The sequence below is a fragment of the Chamaesiphon sp. GL140_3_metabinner_50 genome (assembly GCF_025361915.1).
GTDB lineage: Bacteria > Cyanobacteriota > Cyanobacteriia > Cyanobacteriales > Chamaesiphonaceae > Chamaesiphon.
Genome location: NZ_JANYJC010000332.1, coordinates 1 through 23,820, shown reverse-complemented (window position 1 = coordinate 23,820; position 23,820 = coordinate 1). Strand labels below are relative to the sequence as shown.

Below are 23,820 nucleotides of genomic sequence, written 5' to 3'. Positions count from 1 at the left end.
TTGGAGAAGACGCGGGTGGCGGCTTGACGCAGGTTGATGCCCATTTCTTCGGCTTGAACTAGGGCGTGTTTGCGGATGAAGTTCATTTCTAATGGTTCATCGGCTTCGGCGGCCATTTTCACGGCTTGGTCGAGGAGGTTCATTTGGTTGATGAACAGGTCGCGGAATACGCCGGAACAGTTGATGACGACATCGATGCGGGGACGACCGAGTTCTTCGAGGGAGATCATTTGGAGTTTGTTGACTCGTCCGAGGGCATCGGGGACGGGTTTAACGCCGACCATCCACATGATTTGGGCGAGGGATTCGCCGTAGGTTTTGATGTTGTCTGTACCCCAGAGGACGCAAGCGATGGTTTCGGGATATTGACCGTTATTATCGCGCATTTGCCGATCGAGCAGCCTGTCTACAACTACCTTGGCTGATTTAACTGCGGCTTCGGTAGGGATGGATTGAGGATCGAGGGCGTGCATGTTCTTACCTGTGGGTAAGACATCGGGGTTGCGAATCGGGTCGCCTCCTGGCCCTGGGAGGATGTATTCGCCGCCTAATCCTTGGAGGAGTGCGCCGAGTTCGTTGTCTGCACAAACTTGTTCGAGGCAGAATTCGAGGTATTTAAACAGGGGGGCGACTTCTTCGAGGTTAACTTTTTTGTAACCGGAGGCGTAGAGGGATTCGACCCAGGCATCTTTGCGTCCCATGTTGAATAGGTTCAAGCGGGAGACGAGGGAAATTCGCCCTTCGTCGTTGACTTGTGCGGTGACGATGGAGGCGACGGCTTCGCGGATGGCTTGGGTGATATCTTGTAAGAGTTGGACATCTTCGAGGATGCCGCGATCGTTATTTTGATACACTTCTTCTAGGTCGCGTCCTAAACTTTCGGCGATGATGCGCGGTAAGCCTTTGATGCCTTCTTCTTCGCGATCGAGTGATGCTATATTTACGAGCGTGGCGACTGCTTCTTCGGCTGTGGGTGGTTTACCAACTACGTGGAGTCCGCAGGGGAGTAAACGCGATTCAATTTCCATCAGGCGGCTATAGACTGCACCGACGATATTATCCCGTGCTTCAATTTCCATTGTCCCCGCATCGATGTCGGGAATTTGGATATCTTTATCGAGGTTACAAATCCGCGCTTTGTCCATAATTGTGTTGGCAATTTGCACGCCGCGTCCGCTGTCGCGCAGGGATTGGTAAGAGCCGACGAGTTCGCCGAGTTCTTGCAAGCCTCGGTAGAGTCCAGCGTTTTCGGCTGGAGGTGTGAGATAGGAGATGGTTTCGGCGTAGGAACGACGTTTGGCGATGGTTGCTTCGCTAGGATTATTCGCGGCGTAGTAATAGAGGTTGGGAATATTGCCGATGAGACTATCGGGGAAACAGTCGTTGGACATACCCATTTGCTTACCAGGCATGAATTCTAGGGAGCCGTGGGTACCAAAGTGGAGTACTGCGTCTGCTTCCCAAACTTTTTCGAGGTAGGTATAGTAAGCGGCGAAACCGTGGTGGGGGCTGGCGGAACGAGAGAATAACAACCGCATGGGGTCGCCTTCATAACCAAATGTAGGCTGTACGCCGATGAAGATATTGCCGAAATGTTTGCCGTAAATAACCAGATTTTGACCGTCGCTATTGAGATTACCTGGTGGTGGCCCCCAACTTTCGTTGAGTTTTTCGGAGTAGGGGGTGAGTGCTTCGTATTCGGGCACTGACATCCGGTAGGCGACGCTGAGTTCGGGGCTATTGTATTGAGCCTGCGCGTCGTTAATTACCGCTTCGAGTAATTCTTTCGCTGATTTGGGCAGATCTTGGACATCGTAACCATCTTTTTTCAAGCCTTGGAGGACTTCAAAAATGGATCCGAATACGTCTAAATAAGCGGCTGTACCAACGTTGCCTTTATCGGGAGGGAAACTAAAGACTGTAATCGCAACTTTCTTGTCTACTTTTGGCTTGCGGCGGAGGTTTGCCCATTTCATGGCGCGTCCGGCGATGGCTTCGATGCGGTCTTGGAGGGCGATCGCACGTCCGGTCATACCGTCGCGACCTGATAGAATGATAGGCTCGATCGCACCGTCTAATTCGGGAATGGCGACTTGTAGAGCGACTTGAATTGGGTGTAAGCCTAAATCGCTATCTTCCCACTCTTCGGTAGTTTGAAAGACGAGGGGGAGGGCGACCATGTAGGGACGATTCAAGCGTTTGAGTAGGTCGATCGCCTTGGGATGATCTTGACGTGCTGGGCCACCTACTAGGGCAAATCCGGTCAGGGAGACTACCGCATCGACGATCGCGTTAGTTTTGTCAATCGGGTCGAAGAAGAAGGCTTCTAGGGGCTTGGAGAAGTCCAGACCACCGGAGAAGACGGGGATGACTTTCGCACCCATTGCTTCAAATTCTTGCACCACGGCTTCATAATGTGCCGCATCGCCTGTGATGATGTGGGTGCGTTGCAATACTAGACCGATACAGGGTGCATTCGGATCTTTTTGGGCGGCGGAAATATCGCGGCGACTATTAAACCAATTGAGATATTCTTTAATATCTTCAAACATTTGGGGCGCGAGGGGGTGCCAGATGCCAATGTCGGGAAAAGTAACCGGATCTTGATATTTAATTTCGCCAGCAGAAGCAGTTGAATTGAGGGTATCATCTTCTTTTAAGACATACCGATCGGCCAACATCAAGAAAAAGTTTTCTAGATTCTCTGGAGTACCACCGAGCCACTACTGGAAACTTAGCATAAAGTTTCGGGCATCTTGGGCTTTTTCGATCGGTAAATACTTGAGAATATTTGGAAGCGTATTCAATAATTTGAGCATTCCATCTTGGAAGCTACCCGCGCCAGCCTTAGCTTTGCGCTTCTTCATGAACTCGCCGATCGCACTTTTGGATTGACCTAATTGTGCCAGCGAAAAACTGCCCATCTTGCTCAACCGCATCACCGCAGGCATCGACGGAAACACCACCGCCACATCCAAATTATCCCGATAGGGAGCAACAGCAGCGACGACTTTTTCGGCTAAATCTTCAATAAAAATCAATGAAGCGATGAAGATATTTGCGGTTTGAATCTCGCGCTGTAATCCGGCATAATTCTCAGGATCGCGAAGTTCTTCTAAGAGATAGCCACTAATTTCGATCGCTACTTTGGGGTTGTGGTCGTTAATGGCATTCACAGCAGCAGAAATCGCGCTCTGGTACTGTGGCTCTAGCACAACATAGACCACCTTCAATAACTGTCTGCCCCGCACGTCGTCGGGAGTTATATGTCTAATGGTGGACTTGACGTTGGTGAACATGCGGTATTGCTCCTACAGGGTAAAGATCGGGTGAAGTTGCGGGCAAGTAGCTAAAGATGAGCTGTAGAGATAATAGTGAGTTAAACAGCAGTGTTTACATTTGTAACGTTGACTGCGGATTATCTACTCAGTTTTTGCTCTTCATTTATTTTTAGCAGAAAATCTATAACAGGTGGTGCTTTCTGACTTTATCCGACACAATTTGCAAAGAAAAACTTTACATTTGTTTGCGATTCATAGATCGTCTCTTGGTGTTTTTCTCAACTTATCGACACAAATCTTGACATGAAGCATTTATACTAAGCATAAATCCACACCAAATAAAAAGTTATGGCGGCTGAATTTAAGCACATTATGTTAATGGTCAAAAGTATCCCCACATCGCTGAAGTTCTACAGCGAAGGGTTGGGGCTACCAGTCAAGATGTCTAGCCCTGGCTGGGCTGAGTTAGATGCTAATGGTACGACGATTGCGCTACATGCCGCCGAGTCGAATGCCGATAGTGGCTCTTCGCCAATTTTAAGCTTCCACGTCGATGATATTCAAAGTGCGATCGCGAAATTAGAGCAATTAGGTGCTAGCCTCGAAGGTCGCGTCCGCGAACCATCTTTTGGCAAGGTTGCCGCCATCCGTACTCCTGACGGTCATTTAGTCAGTTTATTGCAGCCAACGGCGAAGAGCGATAGTTAGTTTTACTCAGATCTGATGTTTTAGGGGTGGGCAAATTATAGATTTAGATATCGATCCGATAATTTTCGCCCACCATTTCCACCCATAGATGGGTACTTAATGACCGAGTATTCTAGCTATTCGTAAGTTATAATTCAATTAGTCTCGATGCTCTAAACCAGAGGCTACGCCAACGAACTCAAACAGCCCGATGACTTACCTTACCATTGCTTTACCAGAAGCAGCTAAAGCCTATATCGATCGACAAATAGCTAGCGGTCACTATGGTACTGCGGATGAGTTTCTCACAGCTTTAATCGAACGAGAGCAAGAGCGTCAAGCCAAGCAGAAAGTTAATGCGATGCTGAGATCTACACTCCAAAAAGATCGCACCGTCGAAGCTACCGATAAGTGGTGGGAGCAGCAACGTCAAGATCTCAAAGATCGACTTCCGCCTCAAGTATGAATCAACCTATTTTAGTACACGAGGATGCCACTCTCGACATTCAAGAGCATTTTGATTATCTGGCTCAAAATAACATCGATAGTGCTTTCGAGTTTTTCGATGCCGCACGTCAAACTTTTGCAGCCTTGGCGCGAATGCCTGGGATGGGCAATCTTTATGAAAGTGAAGAAGAGGATCTTGTCAACATTCGCAAATGGGCTGTCCAAGGTTTCAAAAAATATCTCATCTTTTATCGCTATGATGACGATATTGTCGAAATTCTCCGCATTATTCATGCAAGCAGAGATTTTGCCCCACTTTTAAAAGATTTATAAATATTGACTCAATCAATAACTTTTTCGCCCCAGGATTGCTTTTTGCTTGATATATTAGATCGATAAACCTGTTAATAATATCGAACTTTCTCGATCGGTTAAGCCCTGACTTTGAATTAATACGCCAAATTTGCCCAATCCCATCGGATCGATTAATTGATGAAGGTTTTGACGGCGTTGCAGTAGCGATCGAACATCCCGATCCTCATTACTAGAAATTGCCGCAATGCGATCGCCTAAACCTAATGCCATTAAAAATAGTCCTTGCTGGATGAATCCGACTGTTTCTAAACCTAACAATTCGCCTTGCTTTTGGAGGGCGGTAAAATCGACATGTGCGGTAATATCTTGATTGCCGATATTGATATAGGGGTCGCTATGATGGGCATGTTGATAGTAGCATTGTAAGGTACCCTGCGATCGCATTGGATTGTAATAGCGATCGGCTGTATAGCCATAATCGATCGAGATAATGTAGCCACGCTGTAACTTTTTAAAAACCTGTTCTTGCCATCTTAGTGCTGCTAAATTTACCTCGGTGCGATATCCATCTGGATATTTGCCATTAAGTAAGTTAATCTGATTCAGTTGCCAATATTCATGCAGCTTCTCTGTAGATATTTTATCAATATTTTCTGAAATATTACTACCTCGATCGCAGGTAATATAAACCTCTTGAAGTTGCCGATCTTTAACGACGATTTGATGGACTGGAAAAGCATCGATTAGTTCGTTTGACAAAAAGCAACCAACGATCGATCGATCGGGTATTTCTGTCCAATTACACCAGCGTACGGGTACATCTTTTAATTGCTGCTGCTGGGCAATTTGCATCGCTGGAGCAACTTCGATAATTACATATTCGATCGATTGGAAAAAGTCAGGATATGTTGTACGTGAATACTCAAGAATTTGGCTTGCTAATAATCCCGTTCCAGCACCCATTTCGACAATATTAAATATTGATGGCGTGCCTAAAATCTGCCAAATTTGATATAGTTGAATTGCTAACATTTCCCCAAAATCAGCAGCTAAATGGGGCGACGTTAGAAAATCGCCGCGTTCGCTAATGCGTTCGGCACTGGTGGCATAATAACCCTGCTGAGGATGATACAATACTAATTCCATATACTCAGCAAAAGTAATCTGCCGATTTGGAGATCGGCAGGTTCGATCGGCGATAATTGCCATTAATTCTAAATTATTATCCATTCAGCTAGGCTTCCTCTGTACCTACAATTAATCACGCTCTGCAACTCTTACTCTTACTTCTTACTTCTTACTTATTCAATAATTATACCTAAATAATGGAACTTCATCGGACGACGGGCAACTGGCGGTTGGGATTGGGACTATCTTTAATTACAGTAATTTTATGGGGATTGGTACCAGTTGCACTAGCAGTCGTGTTAAAAAAGTTAGATGTTTATACAATTAATTGGTTCCGATTTATTACTGCTTTTGTTTTACTTGGTGGTTATCTTGCCAGCCAAAACAATTTACCCAAGTTGTCTCAATTAAGATCTGTACCTCTGTATTTGTTTGCGATCGCAATTCTGGGTTTAGTCGGAAATTATATTTTCTTTGTAATGGGATTGAAAGCTACTTCGCCATCTCATGCGGAAGTTTTAATTCAATTAGCAGGAGTATTTCTAAGCTTGGGTGGTTTGGTAATTTTTAAGGAACGTTATACTCGCTATCAGTGGCTGGGAGTCGGGATTCTTTTAGCTGGATTTATCGGGTTCTTTTACGAACAGTTAAAGATAATGGCGACACAGAGCGAGCGATATATTAGCGGTAGTATCATGTTAATTGTTGCTGGTGCCAGTTGGGCTATTTATGCCTTAATTCAAAAGCAATTATTGACTAAGTTAGCATCTACACATATTATGTGGGTAATTTATGGTGTTTGTACGATCGTCTTTGGAACGATGGCAAAACCACAAACATTAATGCAGCTCGATTCGATCGAATGGATGGCGTTGATTTTTTGCGGTTTAAATACTGTCGTCGCTTACGGGGCTTTTGCCGAATCGCTCCAACACTGGGAAGCATCGCGAGTGAGTGCAATTTTGGCTTTAGCTCCCATTTTTACGATCGTGTCGATGGAAATAACGGCTTATATCGCACCCAATTTAGTCGCCCCCGAACATATCACCGCACTAGGATTATTCGGCGCGCTCCTCGTCGTCACTGGCTCGATTTCAATCTCGCTCGGTAAGGGAGTGAGAGGAGTAAGGAGTAAGGAGTAAGTTACTTATAAAACCTAAAACCTAAAACCTAAAACCTAAAACCTAATCCCTATGCCTCTTCCTCAATGTCAATTTCTGCTTTGACTCGCTTAGAAAAAAGCTTAGTTGCATCCCAAGGATAAGAGGTAAAATTGGGAAGAATTTCTTGAGCGAAAGCTTCGGCGGCTTTAGAACGATAGCGATTGGGATTGACGATCACCGAAAGAATGCGATCGATCGTCACACCATCGATATATGCTCGATGTAAGGTGCCATTTTCAACTTCTCGTTCGATGGCTGATGAAGATACAAATGCGGCTCCTAAGCCTGCCTGAACGGCATTTTTAATGGCTTCGATCGAATTTAATTCCATTTCAATTTTCAGACGATTGGGATCGATACCGCATCTAGTCAAGACTCGATCGATTACCTTGCGAATTGTCGATTGAGAGTCTAACGAAATAAACTGGAGTTTGTAGAGATCTTCTTTAGGAATGCTCTTTAATCCGGCAAAACTATGTGTAGTCGGTAAAATTAATGCAAATTCATCTTCAGCATAAGGCAGAATATCTAAAGATTCTTGTAGTTCGGCGGGAACCTCACCGCCAATAATTGCTAAATCTACCTGTCCGTTCGCTACGCTCCATGCCGTCCGCCGAGTAGAATGAACGTGTAACTGCACCGAAACATCGGGATATTTTTGGCGAAATACCCCAATCATGCGCGGGAGCAAATAAGTACCTGTCGTTTGAGACGCACCGACAATCAGCGTACCACCTTGAAGATTTTGCAAATCTTCGATGGCGCGACAAGTTTCTTGACAGAGCGTAATGATCTTTTCGCCATAACTGAGCAATAAATGTCCCGCTTCAGTTAACTGCGCGCGTCTCCCACCGCGATCGAATAACGGCACATCTAATTGACGTTCGAGGTTTTGAACCTGTAAACTGACCGCAGGTTGAGAAACATATAAGCTATCAGCAGCACGTTTAAAACTTCCCTCTGCGGCAATTGCCTTGAGAATCCGTAGCTGATCCAGAGTGAAAGGCAGGTCAGACATAGCAATGAACGTGTAAGATTAGTGGCGATAGACTATCGACTCTCATTGACAGTACCATATCCGGTTAGTACTTAGTTCTCGATCGAGACAATTTGGGATTAAAGTGCCGCGATCCAAGGAATTAACTGACAATATTTGTTAGCCTTGCTGCCGTAAAAATGGAATTAGCGATCGATTAATTTCAGCATAACAGTGTTCTTGAGGATAGTGTGCCGCAGTGGGTAAAGTGACAAGTTCGCCATGTTTTAAAGATTTTACAAAGGTTTCGACTGGAGCCAGATCGAGCCAAGGGTCGTTAACACCCCATAATATTTGAATCGGGATATCTAATTTGGGCAGTCCCGTGCTAATTTCTGTTAAAGATTCCGCCAGCCGCAGATTGCGGAGCGTCGCTAGTAAAGATCGACCTGGTGCCGAACTTTTGAGGTAGGGTTTGCGATAGACTTCGAGATACTTATCTTCGATCGTCGATTTACACCCAGCTTCTAACGTGCGCTCGACAGAGAGCGGATCTTGAGTCAGCATTTCTCCCGCAACTGGCAAGCTTAACTGTTTTAACGTCCAAGGTAGCTTGGCTCCAGTTGTCAGCGGTGCGTTTAAAATCGCTAACTTGTCAACTCGATCGGGATAACGGAGTGCGTATTGAATGCCTACGGTACCTAGAAAGCCCTGGACGACTAGCGAAACTCGATCGAGACCAAACTTATCCATCATTGCCGCAAACGCCGTAATAAAGGCATCTGGAGTGTAGGCAAAGTCTCGTTTCTCTGGCTTGCTAGAATTCCCAAACCCAATCCAATCTGGTGCGATGGTTCTGATGCCCTGCTCGGCTAGGGGTGGCATTAATCCCGTCCAAGTTAAACTTTGAGAGGGTAATCCATGTAGCAAAATTGCCGTTTGCAGATTTTCCCCGCCGACAGGAGCCAGTTCGCCATAGAACCATTCTAGAGTGCCGACTTTGACAGAATTCTTCGTTATTTTAGCCACAGTAAGATTTGGATATAATTTATTCTCAGTCTAGTCTGTGACTGCGATCGGTGGATAGCCTGCGACTTTCGCGACAGCCAAAGATCTGTAGGTTGGGTTGAAGAATGAAACCCAACACACCTAAACTCATGTTGCTTTAAAATGAAACCCAACACTTTAAGCCGATCGCATTTTTTTGAATACGAAGTAGCCGAGCAATCCAATTAGCCCAAATAAGACTACTTTAGAAACGGGAGCGATGTAATCTTCGATCGAAGCATAATTTTCGCCTAATAAGAATCCGGCGGTAGTTAATGCCAGCGTCCAAATTAAAGTACCGATGGTCGAGTAAATGGTAAAACTGACAAACGGCATGTTATTCATTCCCGCAGGTAGGGAAATTAACGTGCGAATCCCCGGTACCATCCGACCGAAAAATACTGCTTTTGAGCCATGTTTATTAAACCAATCATTGACTCGATCGATATCTCTAGCAGTAACTCTTATCCATTTGCCATAGCGTTCCGTCCAAGTCTGCAACCGTTGATAATTCGCCAACCGTCCTAGATAATACCAGGCATAAGTACCAGCCATCGTGCCCACAGTCCCAGCAAAAACAGCAACCCCAAAGTTCATTTTGCCTTGCGATACTGTAAATCCGGCTAATGGCATAATTAGCTCCGATGGAATCGGTGGAAACAGATTTTCTAAAAACATTAGTAGTCCGATACCCCAGTAGCCCAGACTACTCATTAACCCGATAACCCATTCTGCCATTGCGTGAATTACCCTATAGATATTTACGATCGATCGATCGACCTATCCCATTAACATAACTCGATCGATAACATGAATTATCCCATTGTCAGCTTCAATATCCGCAGCGATTACGGTCGAGTTTTTGACTTCAAAAGCATCGGTGCAATTAATGGGAATCGTGGCACCTTCTAAAGATTCTACCTTGCCGAGCTTGGCTAAATCGGCTTGAGTATACTTGCCCGATACCACATGGAATTTGAGAATGCGGGCTAGTTGGGGTGGATTTTGGACTAAGGTTTGCACCGTACCGGGGGGTAAAGCGGCAAAGGCGGCATCGACTGGGGCAAAGACAGTAAATGGCCCCGGCGATTGTAAAGCTTCGACTAATCCCGCAGCTTGGACGGCGGCGACAAGGGTGGTAAAGTTGTCATTACTAACGGCGATTTCTACGATATTTGGCATGTTACTTTTAAGAAAACTCTAATTTTGTAGGGTGGGCACTGCCCACCTTTTTAAGTAAGTACTATAGCAACCGCCAAGGCGATTAGGACAGTAAGATAGTGCTAGCTACAAACCCGACTTTTTCAAAAAGTCGGGTTTGTGTCCTAACCGATATGGCGGCGGCTATATGTACTGAATGTTCGTTTTTAGATCGACTCATGCGATCGCTAAATTTGTTTGTGGGCAGCCCACCCTACAGTAAGTGACTAACTCGATCGAGGGTAGATTTGTCTAATTATCGATACTCCTGATTTTGAATATCACTCAATCGCGCTTCTGGACGTTTAAATCTGTCGATTTGCGATTCAAAGAACTGACGATTTTGCTCCAGATGCTTGGGATTAGTATCATCTAATGGGTAGAGTAAAGCCGCACGTAAAGCTTGAATAACTGCTGAAGTTACACAATACATCGATCGTTGAAAACTCACACCTAATTGAATTAACATATCATCTTTACCCCGACAATGTTGCTCATAATAATCGAGCAAATATTGTGGCAAGAAATGATACATATCATCCATTAATAATGTCGGCGGAATTCCGGCACTCCCGACTGGATTGACATCGGCATAGAGAATTCCATAGTGAAAATCGTCTTGCCCCGCTGGTACTTGCTCTGCTTGAGCATTATATGATTTCGTACCGCGAAATGGTGCCGTCCGGTAGAATACGGCTTCTACATAAGGCAAAGCCGCTTCATACAACCAGGTAAATCCACAAGATTTAGGGATAATTTCAAACATTTCGCCATCGATGTAGACATGATGATAAATCGGTCTGCCCGCGACGGCAAAAATGCCATTTATCAAGAAATTCATCGCATCGGGAACGGAGGCAATTTTACCCTCATCGTAAAGATCGCTCATTTCAAAAAAGACGGGAGCCATCACTTCCCAAAATAGTCCTAAGTTGGAATAGTAAGACATTACCCGCACTTGTTCGATGAACATATCGGGGAAAAGTTTGTACAGAGCCAACATCGCCGGATTGCCCTTAAAATATGCTTTAATGGCTCGATCGGCATTTTGCTTGTATTCGTCGGTATCTAAGTACGGATCGAACCTGCCGCCCATGCCACGATGCCAGTACATGGCTTGCATACAAGCTTCGGCAAACTCCATGTTAATCCGATCGTGTAATAAGTGATGGAAAATTTTGGGCATTTTAGCACTGCGCCCATTTTCCATAAATTCCAAGAGTTCTGGGTGAGCGGAAGCCTCACCTTTTTGCCAAATTCGCAAGTCAGCAGTTTCGCCTGCGTAGTGGTTGGGTAAGTCTAGGTATTCTTGGGGCAGAAAGTACTTAAATGCAGGCAGGGGATTGAGGAAGACGCGTTCGGCTATATACAATAAGTCGCGCCAGTAAAAGTCCATCGGTACGGCGTAGGCTTTGTACAAACCGATAATTTGCATCAAGTTTTCGGGCGTATCTGGTAGCATTGCGCCACCTGCTTCGAGGCGATGGATGACATCGGCAAATTGATGGGTGGATGGTGGTAATTGGGTTGCTGTGGTGGCTGTCATGGGAATTTTGGATTTTGGATTTTGGATTGTAAATCTTTAGGGGCGGGTTTATGGAATTAATGTCGCTTTTACTAACGATCTCATTCAAACCCGCCCTCCTCACTAGTTCCTATCGCATGTTTGTTGGATTTGCTGCGGAGATCTAACCCACCCCGCCCTACGGGCACCCCTCTCTTGTCGTTTTTTTATTCTGGGGGAACCCCAGAATAAAAACGCCGCTCCGTTCGCGAAGCGTCTGCCTGCGCAGAGGAGGGGATTTCCCGGATCTTATTTTCCAATTTCTATTCCGAGAAGGAGATTTTTAATCTGATGTTTTAGTTTCTATTCCAGCGATTTGCGTACCCGTCGTAGGCAGAGTAGCGACGATGTTGTCGGTGGTAACTTGGATCTGCGAAATTAGGATATTGGGTTGGATACCTAGCAAAATAATTAGAGCGGTAAGAATAATTGCCGGAACCCTTTCGGTGGCGGTGACTTTGGGTAGATAGGTAAAATCTTCTGCTAACTTGCCAAATAGGGTGCGATTGATAATAATCACGAAATAAATCGAAGTTAAACCCGTACTCGCCAGACAGATAAGAGTCGGAATTGGGAAGGTGGCATAACTGCCTTGGAAGGAGAGAAATTCACCGATAAAACCTACCATCCCCGGAATCCCAGCACTCGCCATCATGGTGAGAATTAATGTCGATCCGACGAAGGGCAAACCGCGTTTGGGATTGAGTAAACCGTGCAGTTTATTAATGTCACGGGAGCCAGTTTTGGCTTCGATGATGCCGACGAGGTTAAATAATAAGGCGAGAATTAAGCCGTGAGCCACCATCTGATAGACTGCACCTAAAATGCTGAGGGAATTTCCCGCAGCAGTAGCCAGCAGTACATAGCTTAAATGAGCGACAGAACTGTAGGCAATGGTTTTCTTGATATCGGTTTGGGCGATCGCAATTAAACTACCATAGATAGCGGTAACGACCGAAATTAGTGCCAACCAAGGCGCGACAATCAACCAGGCATCGGGGAATAAACCCAAGCCAAAGCGAATTAATCCATATGTGCCCAACTTAGAGACAATTCCGCCGAGTAACATCGACACGGGTGTCGGGGCTTCGACATAAGCATCGGGTAACCAAGTATGGAAAGGTACCAGCGGCATTTTAATTCCAAAGCCAAGCACAATTATGCACAGGAATAATAGCTGTAAGTTGGCAGGTAAATGAGTAGCAGCTAGAGATTCATAGTTAAAATCGCCAGTCTTGCTAAACCACGCCCAACTCAAGAAACCAGCTAGTAAAATTACCCCTGATAAAGCTTGATAAATCAGGAACTTGGTGGCTGCGTAGCCGCGTTTCTCACCACCCCAGATGGCAATTAATAGATAGAGCGGAATTAGTTCTAGTTCGTAAAACAGGAAGAACAAGAGTAAATTCTGAGCGAGAAAAGCTCCGGTGATTGCCGCACTGACCAATAGCAGCAATGCATGAAATAGTCGAGGTCTTTCTACTTTGATATCTGTCGCTTGGACTGCTAGTAATACTAGTAAGGTATTAAGCACGACTAGCGGTAAAGACAAACCATCGATACCTAAATTGTAATCTAAACCCAACGGCTCGATCCAATTCAAATGTTCGATAAATTGCAATCCTGAATCCTGATAATTAAAAGTCCCGGCAATCGTAATCGACACCGCTAGCGTTGTTACACATACAGCTAATGCGATCGATCGACTAAACTTCGGTGATACTCCAATTAAAATTGCTCCTAAAACAGGTAGCCAAATAATTGCACTCAACACAATCTTACATCCTCCTCTTTAAATATCTCAAACTCACGATCGTTATCGTGGATTATTACTAAGCAACTTGAGTCACATTTTTACGAACAAAGACAACACCCAACTCTATTAAACTAGTAATCCCATCATCAGCCCAACTATAATAATTCCTGAAAATGCGAGTAGAATATAAAGTTGCGATTGACCGGAAGTAGTATATTTGAGAGTTTGACCGCTAAAGAGCGTACCAATACCAATCAGATTGACCAAGCCATCGACAATATATCGATCGAACCAATTAACTAATTTAGCACCAGTAGCTACCAACCAGACAATAGTTAACTGATAAAAACGTTGCACGTAAAAATCGTTGGTAAAAAAGTTTTGAACCGCAGGAATCGGTAACTTAATCGGTTTGGCGATCGCATTAACTCCATACAATAATCCACCTGTTGCTACTCCAGAAATACTCGACCACACTAACAGTGGAGCCAGCATCACATTTGATTTATCCAAGCTTGGTAACATGCCCAAGTCTCGGATAATAATCGGTAAATGACAGATAAAAACAGCCGAGAAAATTACAGGTAAACTAATCAGCCAAAATGGTTCGACAGATCGCTCTGACATCGGTTGGGTTTTACCCAAGAAGATCCGACAAAATAAGCGAACCAAACTAAGTGTTGTTAACGTATTGACAATTAAAATTACGCCTACCAACCAAGGTTGTTCCACCCACAAGCTTTGAATCAATTGCCAAAAGCCCCAAAAACCACCCAAAGGAGGCACCGCCACAAATGAAGCGATTGCAACTAACATCGAGCAAGCCGTAAACGGACGACGCGACCATAAGCCGCCTAATTGAGTGATATCTTGAGTAACATTCGTAAAAATAATCGAACCGATACTCATGTATAGCAATGCCATTCCGAAAGATTCATTAAATAAAATAAATCTAGCAGAATCGACATTTTGCGTACCGACAGCAATAAAAACTAGACCGATATAAGCACTTAAAGCATAAGAAAGTACCCGCTTCATATCGACTTGCGCGATCGCAATTAGCGAACAACAAAAAGATGTTGCCACGCCTAAAACTACCAAAATACTTAATAGTAATGGTGAGAGCGAAATTACCGGAGCGAGCTTAATCAATACGAATGCTCCCGCCCCAACAACTACCGCATTCCGCAATACCGTCGCCGGAATCGGTGCTTCCATTGCTTCATCTAGCCAAAGCTGAAAGGGAATCTGAGCGCATTTACCCAATGGCCCAGCACTTAGAGATAAACCTAACAACAGAGCTACTGACGGGTCGATTTGAGCCGTTTGCGCCCAAGTTGCCAACTCGGTGAAGTTCCACGTTCCGGTAATTGGATAGATCGCAATTACGCCCATCAGCAGAATGATATCGCCTACCCGTTTCGTCCAAAAAGCATCCCGCGCGCCTGTAATTACTAGCGGCTGGGCATACCAAAAGCCAACTAACAAGTAAGTAGCCAGCGTCAGCAGCTCTAGAAATACATAGCTAAAGAACAGGGAATTAGATAATACCAATCCGCAAATCCCCGCGCCAAAGCAATTCATCAATGAGAAAAACCGCGCCCAGCCCCAGTCCATCTCTAGATACCCGACTGCATAAATCTGCGAAACCAGATTAATCGCCGTAACTACTGCGGTCGCGGTGAGGCTAATTGTCGAAATTTCGATCGGGAAATCGATATTTAAAGTGCTGCTGTGCAACCAACTGTAGCTAAGTTCTTGAGTCGGTAAATCCCAGCCAATTACTAGGGCTGATAAGGCGTGAATAAAGGCGATCCCCGCCATGAAAATATTAAGATAACCTGCTGGTCTGGTACCTAGTTCTCCCGACCAGCCCACAGACCAAGGTAATGCTAAAATTGCCCCAATTAGCGGGTAACAAGGAATCAACCAAATTGTGTTGAGGACTATTGAATGCATAGATTTAAATCTATAGTTTAATAAATATGATTAGCAGCAGCTCTATGTAAACAATACTCCAAAATTCTCATAAAAGAAAGCTGAATCGTCGGTTTAGACCTAATAATTAGTCTAATATTTACTTATCTTTACCATAATTTAAAGCCGATCGGCTATTGTTAAATTAGGTTAAGAACTACAAAATCAGCCATTCTTGCTTGGTAATTTCCATTTTATTTGCTTCGATCCAGTATCCCTTTTTCTGAAATGCGTGGGGGATATATCTAATAAATTTCATGCCAGCTTTTTGGAGTACGCGCTGACTCGCCTTATTCCAGAGTGCGTAACTCGCTTCGATCCGGGTAGCACCGAGTCGATCGAAGCCAAATGCAATAATGGCAATCAGCGATTCTGTCATATAACCGCGCCCTTGCTGCTCTGGATGCATCCAAAATCCGATATTCCAGGCATCTACCCGATTGGTTTTGCGGATGCCAATTCTACCGATTAAGCAATCTGAAACCGGATCGGCAATTGTAAAGCTAAATGTGTTGCCAGTTTCCCATTCGACAATCTGCTCTCTGAATGGCTCATCTAACTCCTCGATAGTTGTCGGTGGTTCCCATTGCATTCCATTATTAAACCCGGCATGGCGCGTCGCTGAAAATATCTGCGGGAGATCGGCGAGGGTTGGGCACCGGAGCAGACATCTGGCTGTCTTAATTGTAAAATCTTGCGGAATGACTGGTTCCATGTTCGGCTCGCTAGCTAGATGGCTGTCGGATAAAATTATCGTGTGTGTTCATATCCTTTTATATTATGATTTGACGGTGCTAAATTATGGTTAATGCTCCCAAAATCGCAACTAAGTGGTAATAACAATCGGTACATGGATTTGGGGACTGCTGCTCTTGGTGGGGTTCGGGTTGAGTATCTGGATCGTTATTCCCGCACCAATTTTTGCGCTACTTCCGTTGAGTGTTGGCGCACCAGAAATCAGCCCTGGCTTAATTATTTTTAATAGCATCGTCCTAATTTTAGGTGGCATTAGGTGGCGATTTAATACTTCTCAATCGCCGCGATTACTTATCCTTGCCCTCGGCATTAGCGGTTTAGCTGTAGTAGTGAGTGCTAGCCCATTAATCCAATTTCCTGCGGCTCGACAGCAAGCCCAAAGCGCGATAGAGGCTAGTTTAGGACGCGGTTATCTGGGCGATCTCGCGCCTGAAATTACTGCTAAAATGCGATCGCAGCCGCTGATTATTACCGATATTTGGGGCAAAATTCCCATCCCGCAAGTGCGGATCGATCGCCAGATCCCGTTTAATAATCGCGATGGCGTACCCCTGTACCTGAATATCTATCGCCCGCTCCAAGTCGGCAAATATCCGGCGATCGTGTCGATTTATGGCGGTGCTTGGCAACGCGGTAGCCCCGATAGCGATGATACTTTCAATCGTTATATTGCCGCTCAAGGCTATACTGTCTGGGCGATTTCTTATCGTCACGCCCCCGCCTATCAGTTTCCGGCTCAAATTGAAGATGTGAAACTGGCATTGACTTTTATGCAAAATCATGCTAAGGAGAATGAAACAGATCTCGATCGAGTCGCCTTGATCGGTCGCTCGGCTGGCGCGCAACTAGCCATGCTAGCCGCTTATCAGTACGCACCATTTCCCGTCCGAGCATTGGTAAATTACTATGGCCCCGTCAATCTTACCGCTGGATACGACGATGTGCCAAATCCCGACCCGATCGAGTCTAGAGTCACACTCCGAGCCTTCCTGGGCGGTACGCCGACAGAATTTCCCGATCGATATTACCAAGCTTCACCAATAAACACCATCAAACCCAATCTACCCGCATCGCTATTAATTTACGGCGGGAAAGACCACATTATCCAAGCTAAGTATGGCAAATATCTCGATCGCAGTTTGCGATCGCATGGAAATCGCACCGTGTTTATCGAAATTCCCTGGGCCGACCATGCCTTCGATGCGGTATTCTCTGGAGTAAGCAATCAGCTTGCACTTTACTACACCGAGCGATTTTTAGCATGGGAACTACTCAAGCAATAGCCCACGTTTAGGGTGTGAGAGGATGGGGAGGGGTGGGAGGATGGGGAGCTGATTTATTACCCACTATCCAATATTCACTATCCACTATTCACTATTCACTAAAACACTAGTAACCGTAGCTCTCGCAAGAGGTAAGTTCATCGTTGATGTTGTCCGAATTGCAGCTCGTAAACTTCATCTTCTTTTTCGGTGACGATCTTCAGATTCGATCGGGGATAAGCGACACATAATAGAGTGTAGCCCTGCGCTTGTAATTCTGGACTCACACCCATCCCATCGCCTTGTTCGACTTGTCCCTCCAATACTTGCGCCGCACAAGTAGTGCAAACTCCTGAGTTACAAGAAGTAGGTAGATAGATTCCCGCCGCGCCAGCAGCACGTAAGATCTGTTTATCTTCAGGAACTTCGATCGTGTGAATTTCTCCTTGATGATGGATCTCAACCGTATAAATTTGCGTCATGGATGATTATGCTGAGTGTGTCGAAATATTTGAGCAGATATTCTCCACTTTAACAATTTATGGTACTCGCGATCGTGTCTCAAATTCGGTTTCAGCTTCCCCGCGCTCTTCGATCTTCTCGCCTGCAATGGCGCAGCCGCTCGGTTAGTGCATCGCTGTTAAAATTTGGCAAAAATATCGGTATCGGATTGTTACTGGCGATCGGTACTAGCGGTTATTTATCGGCTAATATCGTTCAGGCGGCAATTTTCGATCGATCTGGGCAAAAAATACCCGATCGAGAAGTCAATTCCGATCGTGTTAACTGGCAAATGTTATCGACAGCCGCCGGACGCAAATATAATGGAGTCGGTTTAATCGATGTCGATTATGGAACGTGTACGGGGTTTGCCATCTCGACTGGTAGAAATCCTAATGCTCCCGCCTACGTGCTTACCAACGGTCATTGTCAGGGTAAAGCAGGTAAATTACCCGACGATCGTGAAATTATGGTCGATCGATCGACTAAAACGCAATTTACCGTTAATTACTTTCATGATTTTAAACCCGATCGGCTGACAATTCCCGTCAAACGCTTGGTTTATGGCACCATGAAAAATAACGATATTGCGATCCTCGAATTAGACATCACCCAAAGACAATTAAGCAAAGCCGGGATCGACGCGCTTCAAATTGCCCCCAAACCGCCAGTATTAGGCGAACCGCTGCTTGTCGTCGGGATTCCCGCTCAAGGTGTTAAAGACGAACGTAATTACCTCCACGCAGTCACCTGTCAAGTTGGAGAAATAGCCAATGTCAAAGAAGATATCTACAACTGGCAGCAATCGATTAGGCATAAATGTAGCATTGTCGGGGGAATGTCTGGATCGCCAATGATTTCGCTCAAAACTCGCCAAGTAGTGGGAATTATTAATACGGGTGTAAACGACAACGCCGCCACACAACCTCAGTGCAGTCTCAATCGCCCTTGTGAAGTCGGCAAACATGGCTTCGTGCAAACCTTTCCCCAAGAAAACTACGGGCAATTAGTCGATCGCATTCCCACTTGCTTCGATCGACGTGGTATCTTCGATCTCGATCGTCCCACCTGTCAATTAGAACGCCCCTCGACCCCAAAACCTAATACCTAATACCTAAAGCCTAAAGCCTAACACCTAAATACTAGTCATAATGACTCTGGTATGTAATAATGGGAGTTTTGGGTTAAGTATCAAGCACTAAGGAAATATATGTCCCGATATCGCGGACCGAGACTGAGAATTACACGTCGTTTAGGATCCTTACCGGGACTAACTCGGAAAGAACCACGTCGTGCATATCCACCAGGTCAACACGGTCAAAACCGGAAAAAGCGTTCTGAATACGCAATCCGTCTCGAAGAAAAGCAAAAATTGCGGATGAACTATGGAGTAACCGAAAAGCAAATGCTCCGCTACGTGCGGAAAGCAAGACGCGCAACAGGTTCTACCGGATTAGTTTTATTACAATTACTCGAAATGCGGTTAGATAACACTGTATTTCGACTTGCGATGGCTCCCACGATTCCAGGCGCACGCCAGCTAGTAAACCACGGACACGTCACCGTCAACGGACGTACTGTGGATATTGCTAGTTATCAATGTCGCGCTGGCGATGTAGTTGGCGTTCGCAACCGCGAAGCATCTAAGAAATTGGTAGAAGCAAATCTCCAATATCCCGGTTTAGCCAACACCCCCAACCATTTAGAATTCGACAAACCCAATTTAACTGGTAAAGTTACTGGACTAATCGATCGCGAATGGGTAGCTCTCCAAGTCAACGAGCTACTGGTTGTAGAGTACTACTCTCGCCAAGCGTAGAGATTCTGGATTTTGGATGGCGGCTGCATCCAAAATCTGTTCTCTTTAACTTAGGTTTTAGGTATTAGGTTCTAGGTTTGGTTTTCTAGATATCTAGCTAAAGCATCGCCAACATTCTCTTCTGGGCTATGAATCTGCGAACTGGGGTTATCGGTATGTACCTTGTCTAGATAGAGTTGTAAAGCTTCTTCATCTTCTCGATGCTGGAGTACATAATTTCTCAACTCGGCTTTAGTCATTATCGTCAAATTCTGTTTTCCGCTCATATAAACCGCCATTCTCCATTGCTTCTAATTTCAATTACAATCTCTTCGCCAGCGAGAATAACAACGTTGCTATTGCGAGTGTCTACAGACACTAAATTTATCGCTCGGTATTTACCTGTAAGTTCGCAGCAAAGTTCAAAACGTTTTATCGCTTGTGCGGTTGTATGACCCATCGATATATAATTCTTAGGATTAAAATTAATTTACCATAGAAGTATATCCTGACTAAAGTATTAACATAAACCGAATTTTTTAGCCGCCAATTTGAGACATAGTACGGTGATAGGTTCCAGTTTCGCTTCCAGATTCACGACCTTTGTAATTAATTTCGGGTTTGAGCGCGAGTAGATCTCGAACTTGCGATCGCAAGTCCTTGGTAGAAACACCATTTCGTAACGCAGTTTTCAGATCCAATTGTCCGGTTTCATTGAGCAAACACGGACGCAACCAACCATCCGCTGACAACCGCATTCGATTGCACCTGTCGCAAAAGCATTCAGACATTTGACTGATAAATCCGAGCGTTCCCTGTGCGCCGGGGATAGTAAATACATCCGCTGGGCCATTTCCCTGCACCTGCGCCTCGGTTAAACCCCACTTATCGCGAATTTGCTGGCGAATCGATTCCGAGGATATCCAACCGCGATCGCTAAATAGCTCATCGTTACCGATCGGCATAAACTCAATAAAGCGGACATGCCACTGTTTGTCAATACTCAAAGCCGCTAAATCTAATACCTCAGCATCATTTACACCCGGTATCACCACCACATTCAACTTGAGCGGTGTAAATCCAGCACGATCGGCGGCTAAAATCCCATTCCAGACCTGTTGCCAGCGCGATCTGCCATCAGTGCCAACGATGCGATCGAAGGTAGCTTCATGAAGCGAATCGAGGCTGATATTTACCCGTCGGAGTCCGGCTCTGTATAAATCTTCCGCCATCCCCGCCAGCAAAAAAGCATTAGTCGTCAGCGATAAATCTTGAGTCTCTGGTAGACTGGCGATCGAGCCAACTATATCGACAATTCCCTTACGTAATAACGGTTCGCCCCCAGTCAACCGAAAACAGTTGAAACCTACCGGAATAAATACTTCCCGAATTAGAGTCAATAATTCATCATCAGTCAGCAGTTGCTGGCGATGGAGATATTCTAGTTCGGCTCCTTCGGGCATACAATACTGACACCGAAAGTTGCAACGATCGATGAGGCTAATTCGTAAGTAATTTACCTGATTCATCTTTATATTGTGCCCGATCGGAGCGGGGAGCGGGGAGATGGGAGTAAGAAGTAAGAAGTAATAAGTAAGAAGTAATAAGTAATGACTAGATGGGGATGATTTGCGATTAAATACTAGATTGTTGAACGGCTAGATTGAGATCTTGATGCAGTTGGAGATTTTCAGCGCGATCGGTTGTTACCTCAATTATCGCACTGCGACGAGCTGATAATGCTTGCTGGTAGTCCCGAATTAAATCATCCCGCTGTTGAGGATGATAATAATCTAACTCAAACATGGCTGCTGCATGGCAAAAATTCAACCCATGTGGGGTACCAAAATAAGTATCGAAGATTTGGGTAGATTTAGCGATCGGTAAAAAAGAAAAAATACCACCACCGTCATTATTAATAATAACGACAATTACAGGCTGAGAGTTTCCCCGCAATAATGCCAAAGAATTTAAGTCGTGTAAGCTCGATAAATCTCCCACGATTGCCGTCACGGGAGCCTGTAAACCTACAGCAAAGCCAGTCGCTGCGGCGATCGCACCCTCAATCCCACTCGTCCCCCGATTCGCCCCGACTCGCAGACTCAATGACTGAGAATCTTCAGTAGCTGCACCGACACCAAACATATCTAAATCGCGAATCGGCATACTATTCGACACCCACAAGCCATGTTGACTGGGGATAAGTTCGGAGATAGTTCGAGCGATGAGTGGTTCGGTTAATTTCGAGGTTTTTAAAAACTTAGCGGCTGTAACGCCGATTCTATCTGAAGCAGATCGTAATTTCTGCACCCATGTTGACGGGGAGAGCTGCGGTAACTGCTGACATAATCGATCGCATATATAGGTAATGTCAGACTCGATTCTGAGCGATACTAGATGAATAGGATCGTAACGATCGGGATTATTCGCGATCGCCATATAATTTGTCGGTGGATGTTTCTCGATCCATTTAAACCACTGCGACGAGACAATTTTCGTCCCAATTTGGACTATCGTATCGACCTGTTCTAACTCTACAGCGATATCTGTTAGTAATAATCGATCGAAGCAATGAATTAAATTTGGGAAATCCTGACGCAATCTCAACCCCGACTGCACATCGGCAAATACTGCCCAATTTAACCGTGCTGCTAGTTTTATTACCTCCTGAATTTCTGCTGGAGATTTTAACTGTCCGACGAATAGAATACCCTTATCGGCGGATGCGATCGTTTCAACCAGAGACTCAATTTCATCAGTAGCCGGAATAGTTAATTTATTAGCATAACGAGTATATGGAGATCGATTATCCTTCCATCTACCCAGACTCGCAGGTATTTCTTCAGGCACATCTGTAGATCCAAAAGGCTCACGAAACATACAATTGAGATGCACCACTCCGCCTGGAGCTTGTCGCGCTTTAGATACAGCCAGATCGATCGTCGTCAACACCACATTGGGGTTAATTTCGGCTGTAGGGCAAGGTAAATCGAATTGCCAGTTTGGGTAATCGCCATACAAATTAACCTGGTTAATGGTCTGATTTGCCCCCGTCTGGCGCAATTCCGGCGGTCGATCGCTAGATAAAATAATCAGCGGAATATTATCGATCGATGCTTCAATAACTGCGGGTAAGTAATTCGCTGCCGCCGTACCAGAAGTACAAATTAACACCGCTGGATTGCCAGTAGCACGCGCATACCCGATCGCATGAAAACCCGCCGCTCTTTCGTCTAAGCAGATGATTTTATTGGCTCGTTGATTTTGAGCTATCGCTACAGTTAATGGTGTCGATCGAGAGCCAGGAGAAATAACAAAATAATCGACACCATTTCTGATTAGTTCTTCAACAATTAAATATCCCCAGAGTTGATTCATCGAGAATTACCCCCCAACCCCCCTTCTAAAGGGGGGCTTTTTCAGACCCCTTGCCTTAGCGGTAAGGGAAGGCTTTTCCGGCTCCCTCCCCTTATAAAGGGGAGGGCTGGGGTGGGGTAATTCTCGCAAAGCACAAATCATCTGTGCAATTGACTCAATTACAGCATCCAACTCTTCATATACCTGCTGATTTGTAAATCTTAAAAATCGAATTCCAGCAGCTTCAATAGAAGACTGTCGCTCTGAATCGTAAACTTCTGCACCATCACGAAAATGACTCTCACCATCTATTTCTATTGCTAGCTTAATTTCTACACTATAAAAATCAATGACAAAAGCCCCCACACTATACTGTCTTCGCAATTTACAATCTTCGACTTGTCTACCTTTCAATCTTGCCCAAACTAACTGTTCGGCGGGTGGCATATTATTCCGAAGATGTTGTCGCTTATCTTTTTCGGAGGTTTTATTATATAGTTCCGTCATTGCTCAAATCTGTTGAGATTTTAGAGTTGCTGCATAGATCTTTACCCCACCCCAACCCTCCCCTTATAAAGGGGAGGGAGCCGGAGAAAAGCCCCCCC

The 23,820-nt window shown here is 45.1% G+C and carries 21 protein-coding genes and 1 pseudogene; 7 read left to right on the top strand and 15 right to left on the bottom strand.

What is annotated here, in order from left to right; translation table 11 throughout:
- Positions 1 to 3,299 (bottom strand): annotated as a pseudogene (locus Q0R35_RS16440) (magnesium chelatase subunit H); the annotation flags it as partial.
- Between the two features lie 330 nt (positions 3,300 to 3,629).
- Between Q0R35_RS16440 and Q0R35_RS16435 the strand changes: the two are divergent.
- The 3 genes from Q0R35_RS16435 (at position 3,630) to Q0R35_RS16425 (ending at position 4,748) form a co-directional block, all read left to right on the top strand.
- A complete protein-coding gene (locus tag Q0R35_RS16435; protein WP_295620824.1) occupies positions 3,630 to 3,989 on the top strand; it encodes a VOC family protein in 360 nt (119 codons plus the stop codon).
- Between the two features lie 190 nt (positions 3,990 to 4,179).
- A complete protein-coding gene (locus Q0R35_RS16430; protein ID WP_295620821.1) occupies positions 4,180 to 4,434 on the top strand; it encodes a type II toxin-antitoxin system ParD family antitoxin in 255 nt (84 codons plus the stop codon).
- Positions 4,431 to 4,748 carry a type II toxin-antitoxin system RelE/ParE family toxin gene (locus Q0R35_RS16425; RefSeq protein ID WP_295620818.1) on the top strand — a complete coding sequence of 106 codons (318 nt, stop codon included), beginning with the start codon at positions 4,431 to 4,433 and terminating at the stop codon, positions 4,746 to 4,748. Before Q0R35_RS16430 ends, Q0R35_RS16425 begins: the two co-directional genes overlap by 4 nt.
- A gap of 54 nt (positions 4,749 to 4,802) precedes the next feature.
- On the opposite strand, the gene Q0R35_RS16420 is transcribed toward Q0R35_RS16425, so the two are convergent.
- Positions 4,803 to 5,960, bottom strand: a complete 1,158-nt coding sequence (locus tag Q0R35_RS16420) for a class I SAM-dependent methyltransferase (protein WP_295620815.1) — start codon at positions 5,958 to 5,960, stop codon at positions 4,803 to 4,805.
- Between the two features lie 95 nt (positions 5,961 to 6,055).
- On the opposite strand from Q0R35_RS16420, the gene Q0R35_RS16415 reads away from it, so the two are divergent.
- Positions 6,056 to 7,000 carry a DMT family transporter gene (locus Q0R35_RS16415; RefSeq protein ID WP_295620812.1) on the top strand — a complete coding sequence of 315 codons (945 nt, stop codon included), beginning with the start codon at positions 6,056 to 6,058 and terminating at the stop codon, positions 6,998 to 7,000.
- A gap of 49 nt (positions 7,001 to 7,049) precedes the next feature.
- Here the strand turns inward: Q0R35_RS16415 and Q0R35_RS16410 are convergent, their stop codons facing one another.
- From Q0R35_RS16410 to Q0R35_RS16375, 8 genes are all read right to left on the bottom strand, one after another.
- A complete protein-coding gene (locus tag Q0R35_RS16410; protein WP_295620808.1) occupies positions 7,050 to 8,039 on the bottom strand; it encodes a LysR family transcriptional regulator in 990 nt (329 codons plus the stop codon).
- Positions 8,040 to 8,177: 138 nt separating this feature from the next.
- Positions 8,178 to 9,026, bottom strand: a complete 849-nt coding sequence (locus Q0R35_RS16405) for an alpha/beta fold hydrolase (protein ID WP_295620805.1) — start codon at positions 9,024 to 9,026, stop codon at positions 8,178 to 8,180.
- A 156-nt stretch (positions 9,027 to 9,182) separates the two neighbouring features.
- Positions 9,183 to 9,782 (bottom strand): DedA family protein, encoded by a 600-nt coding sequence (locus Q0R35_RS16400; RefSeq protein WP_295620803.1) that lies wholly within the window; start codon positions 9,780 to 9,782, stop codon positions 9,183 to 9,185.
- A 42-nt stretch (positions 9,783 to 9,824) separates the two neighbouring features.
- Complete coding sequence (locus Q0R35_RS16395) at positions 9,825 to 10,226, bottom strand: fasciclin domain-containing protein (RefSeq protein ID WP_295620800.1); 402 nt, start codon at positions 10,224 to 10,226, stop codon at positions 9,825 to 9,827.
- A gap of 274 nt (positions 10,227 to 10,500) precedes the next feature.
- Positions 10,501 to 11,790, bottom strand: coding sequence for a CO2 hydration protein (locus Q0R35_RS16390; RefSeq protein WP_295620797.1), 1,290 nt, complete (start codon positions 11,788 to 11,790; stop codon positions 10,501 to 10,503).
- Between the two features lie 301 nt (positions 11,791 to 12,091).
- A complete protein-coding gene (locus Q0R35_RS16385) occupies positions 12,092 to 13,582 on the bottom strand; it encodes an NADH-quinone oxidoreductase subunit M (protein ID WP_295620794.1) in 1,491 nt (496 codons plus the stop codon).
- A gap of 108 nt (positions 13,583 to 13,690) precedes the next feature.
- Positions 13,691 to 15,523 carry an NAD(P)H-quinone oxidoreductase subunit F gene (locus Q0R35_RS16380; protein ID WP_295620791.1) on the bottom strand — a complete coding sequence of 611 codons (1,833 nt, stop codon included), beginning with the start codon at positions 15,521 to 15,523 and terminating at the stop codon, positions 13,691 to 13,693.
- A 175-nt stretch (positions 15,524 to 15,698) separates the two neighbouring features.
- Entirely contained in the window at positions 15,699 to 16,256 is a 558-nt protein-coding gene (locus tag Q0R35_RS16375) for a GNAT family protein (protein WP_295620788.1), read from the bottom strand.
- A gap of 115 nt (positions 16,257 to 16,371) precedes the next feature.
- Here Q0R35_RS16375 and Q0R35_RS16370 point away from each other — a divergent pair, with 115 nt between their 5' ends.
- On the top strand, positions 16,372 to 17,580 hold the full coding sequence (locus Q0R35_RS16370; protein ID WP_295620785.1) for an alpha/beta hydrolase: 1,209 nt from the start codon (positions 16,372 to 16,374) through the stop codon (positions 17,578 to 17,580).
- Positions 17,581 to 17,717: 137 nt separating this feature from the next.
- Here Q0R35_RS16370 and Q0R35_RS16365 read toward each other — a convergent pair whose 3' ends face one another.
- Complete coding sequence (locus Q0R35_RS16365) at positions 17,718 to 18,041, bottom strand: 2Fe-2S iron-sulfur cluster-binding protein (protein ID WP_295620782.1); 324 nt, start codon at positions 18,039 to 18,041, stop codon at positions 17,718 to 17,720.
- Between the two features lie 59 nt (positions 18,042 to 18,100).
- Between Q0R35_RS16365 and Q0R35_RS16360 the strand changes: the two genes are divergently transcribed.
- On the top strand, positions 18,101 to 19,171 hold the full coding sequence (locus tag Q0R35_RS16360) for a serine protease (protein ID WP_295620779.1): 1,071 nt from the start codon (positions 18,101 to 18,103) through the stop codon (positions 19,169 to 19,171).
- A gap of 99 nt (positions 19,172 to 19,270) precedes the next feature.
- On the top strand, positions 19,271 to 19,879 hold the full coding sequence (gene rpsD / locus Q0R35_RS16355; RefSeq protein ID WP_295620775.1) for a 30S ribosomal protein S4: 609 nt from the start codon (positions 19,271 to 19,273) through the stop codon (positions 19,877 to 19,879).
- A gap of 71 nt (positions 19,880 to 19,950) precedes the next feature.
- Here rpsD and Q0R35_RS16350 read toward each other — a convergent pair whose 3' ends face one another.
- The 4 genes from Q0R35_RS16350 to Q0R35_RS16335 all read right to left on the bottom strand — a co-directional run bounded on the left by Q0R35_RS16350 (position 19,951) and on the right by Q0R35_RS16335 (position 23,722).
- Positions 19,951 to 20,145, bottom strand: a complete 195-nt coding sequence (locus Q0R35_RS16350) for a hypothetical protein (RefSeq protein WP_295620771.1) — start codon at positions 20,143 to 20,145, stop codon at positions 19,951 to 19,953.
- A 252-nt stretch (positions 20,146 to 20,397) separates the two neighbouring features.
- Positions 20,398 to 21,387, bottom strand: a complete 990-nt coding sequence (gene moaA, locus Q0R35_RS16345; protein ID WP_295620768.1) for a GTP 3',8-cyclase MoaA — start codon at positions 21,385 to 21,387, stop codon at positions 20,398 to 20,400.
- A gap of 106 nt (positions 21,388 to 21,493) precedes the next feature.
- Positions 21,494 to 23,236 (bottom strand): 2-succinyl-5-enolpyruvyl-6-hydroxy-3-cyclohexene-1-carboxylic-acid synthase, encoded by a 1,743-nt coding sequence (menD, locus tag Q0R35_RS16340; protein ID WP_295620765.1) that lies wholly within the window; start codon positions 23,234 to 23,236, stop codon positions 21,494 to 21,496.
- A 6-nt stretch (positions 23,237 to 23,242) separates the two neighbouring features.
- The gene (locus Q0R35_RS16335; protein ID WP_295620761.1) at positions 23,243 to 23,722 is read right to left on the bottom strand and encodes an endonuclease domain-containing protein; all 480 of its coding nucleotides are present in this window, start codon (positions 23,720 to 23,722) and stop codon (positions 23,243 to 23,245) included.
- Positions 23,723 to 23,820 lie beyond the last annotated feature (98 nt).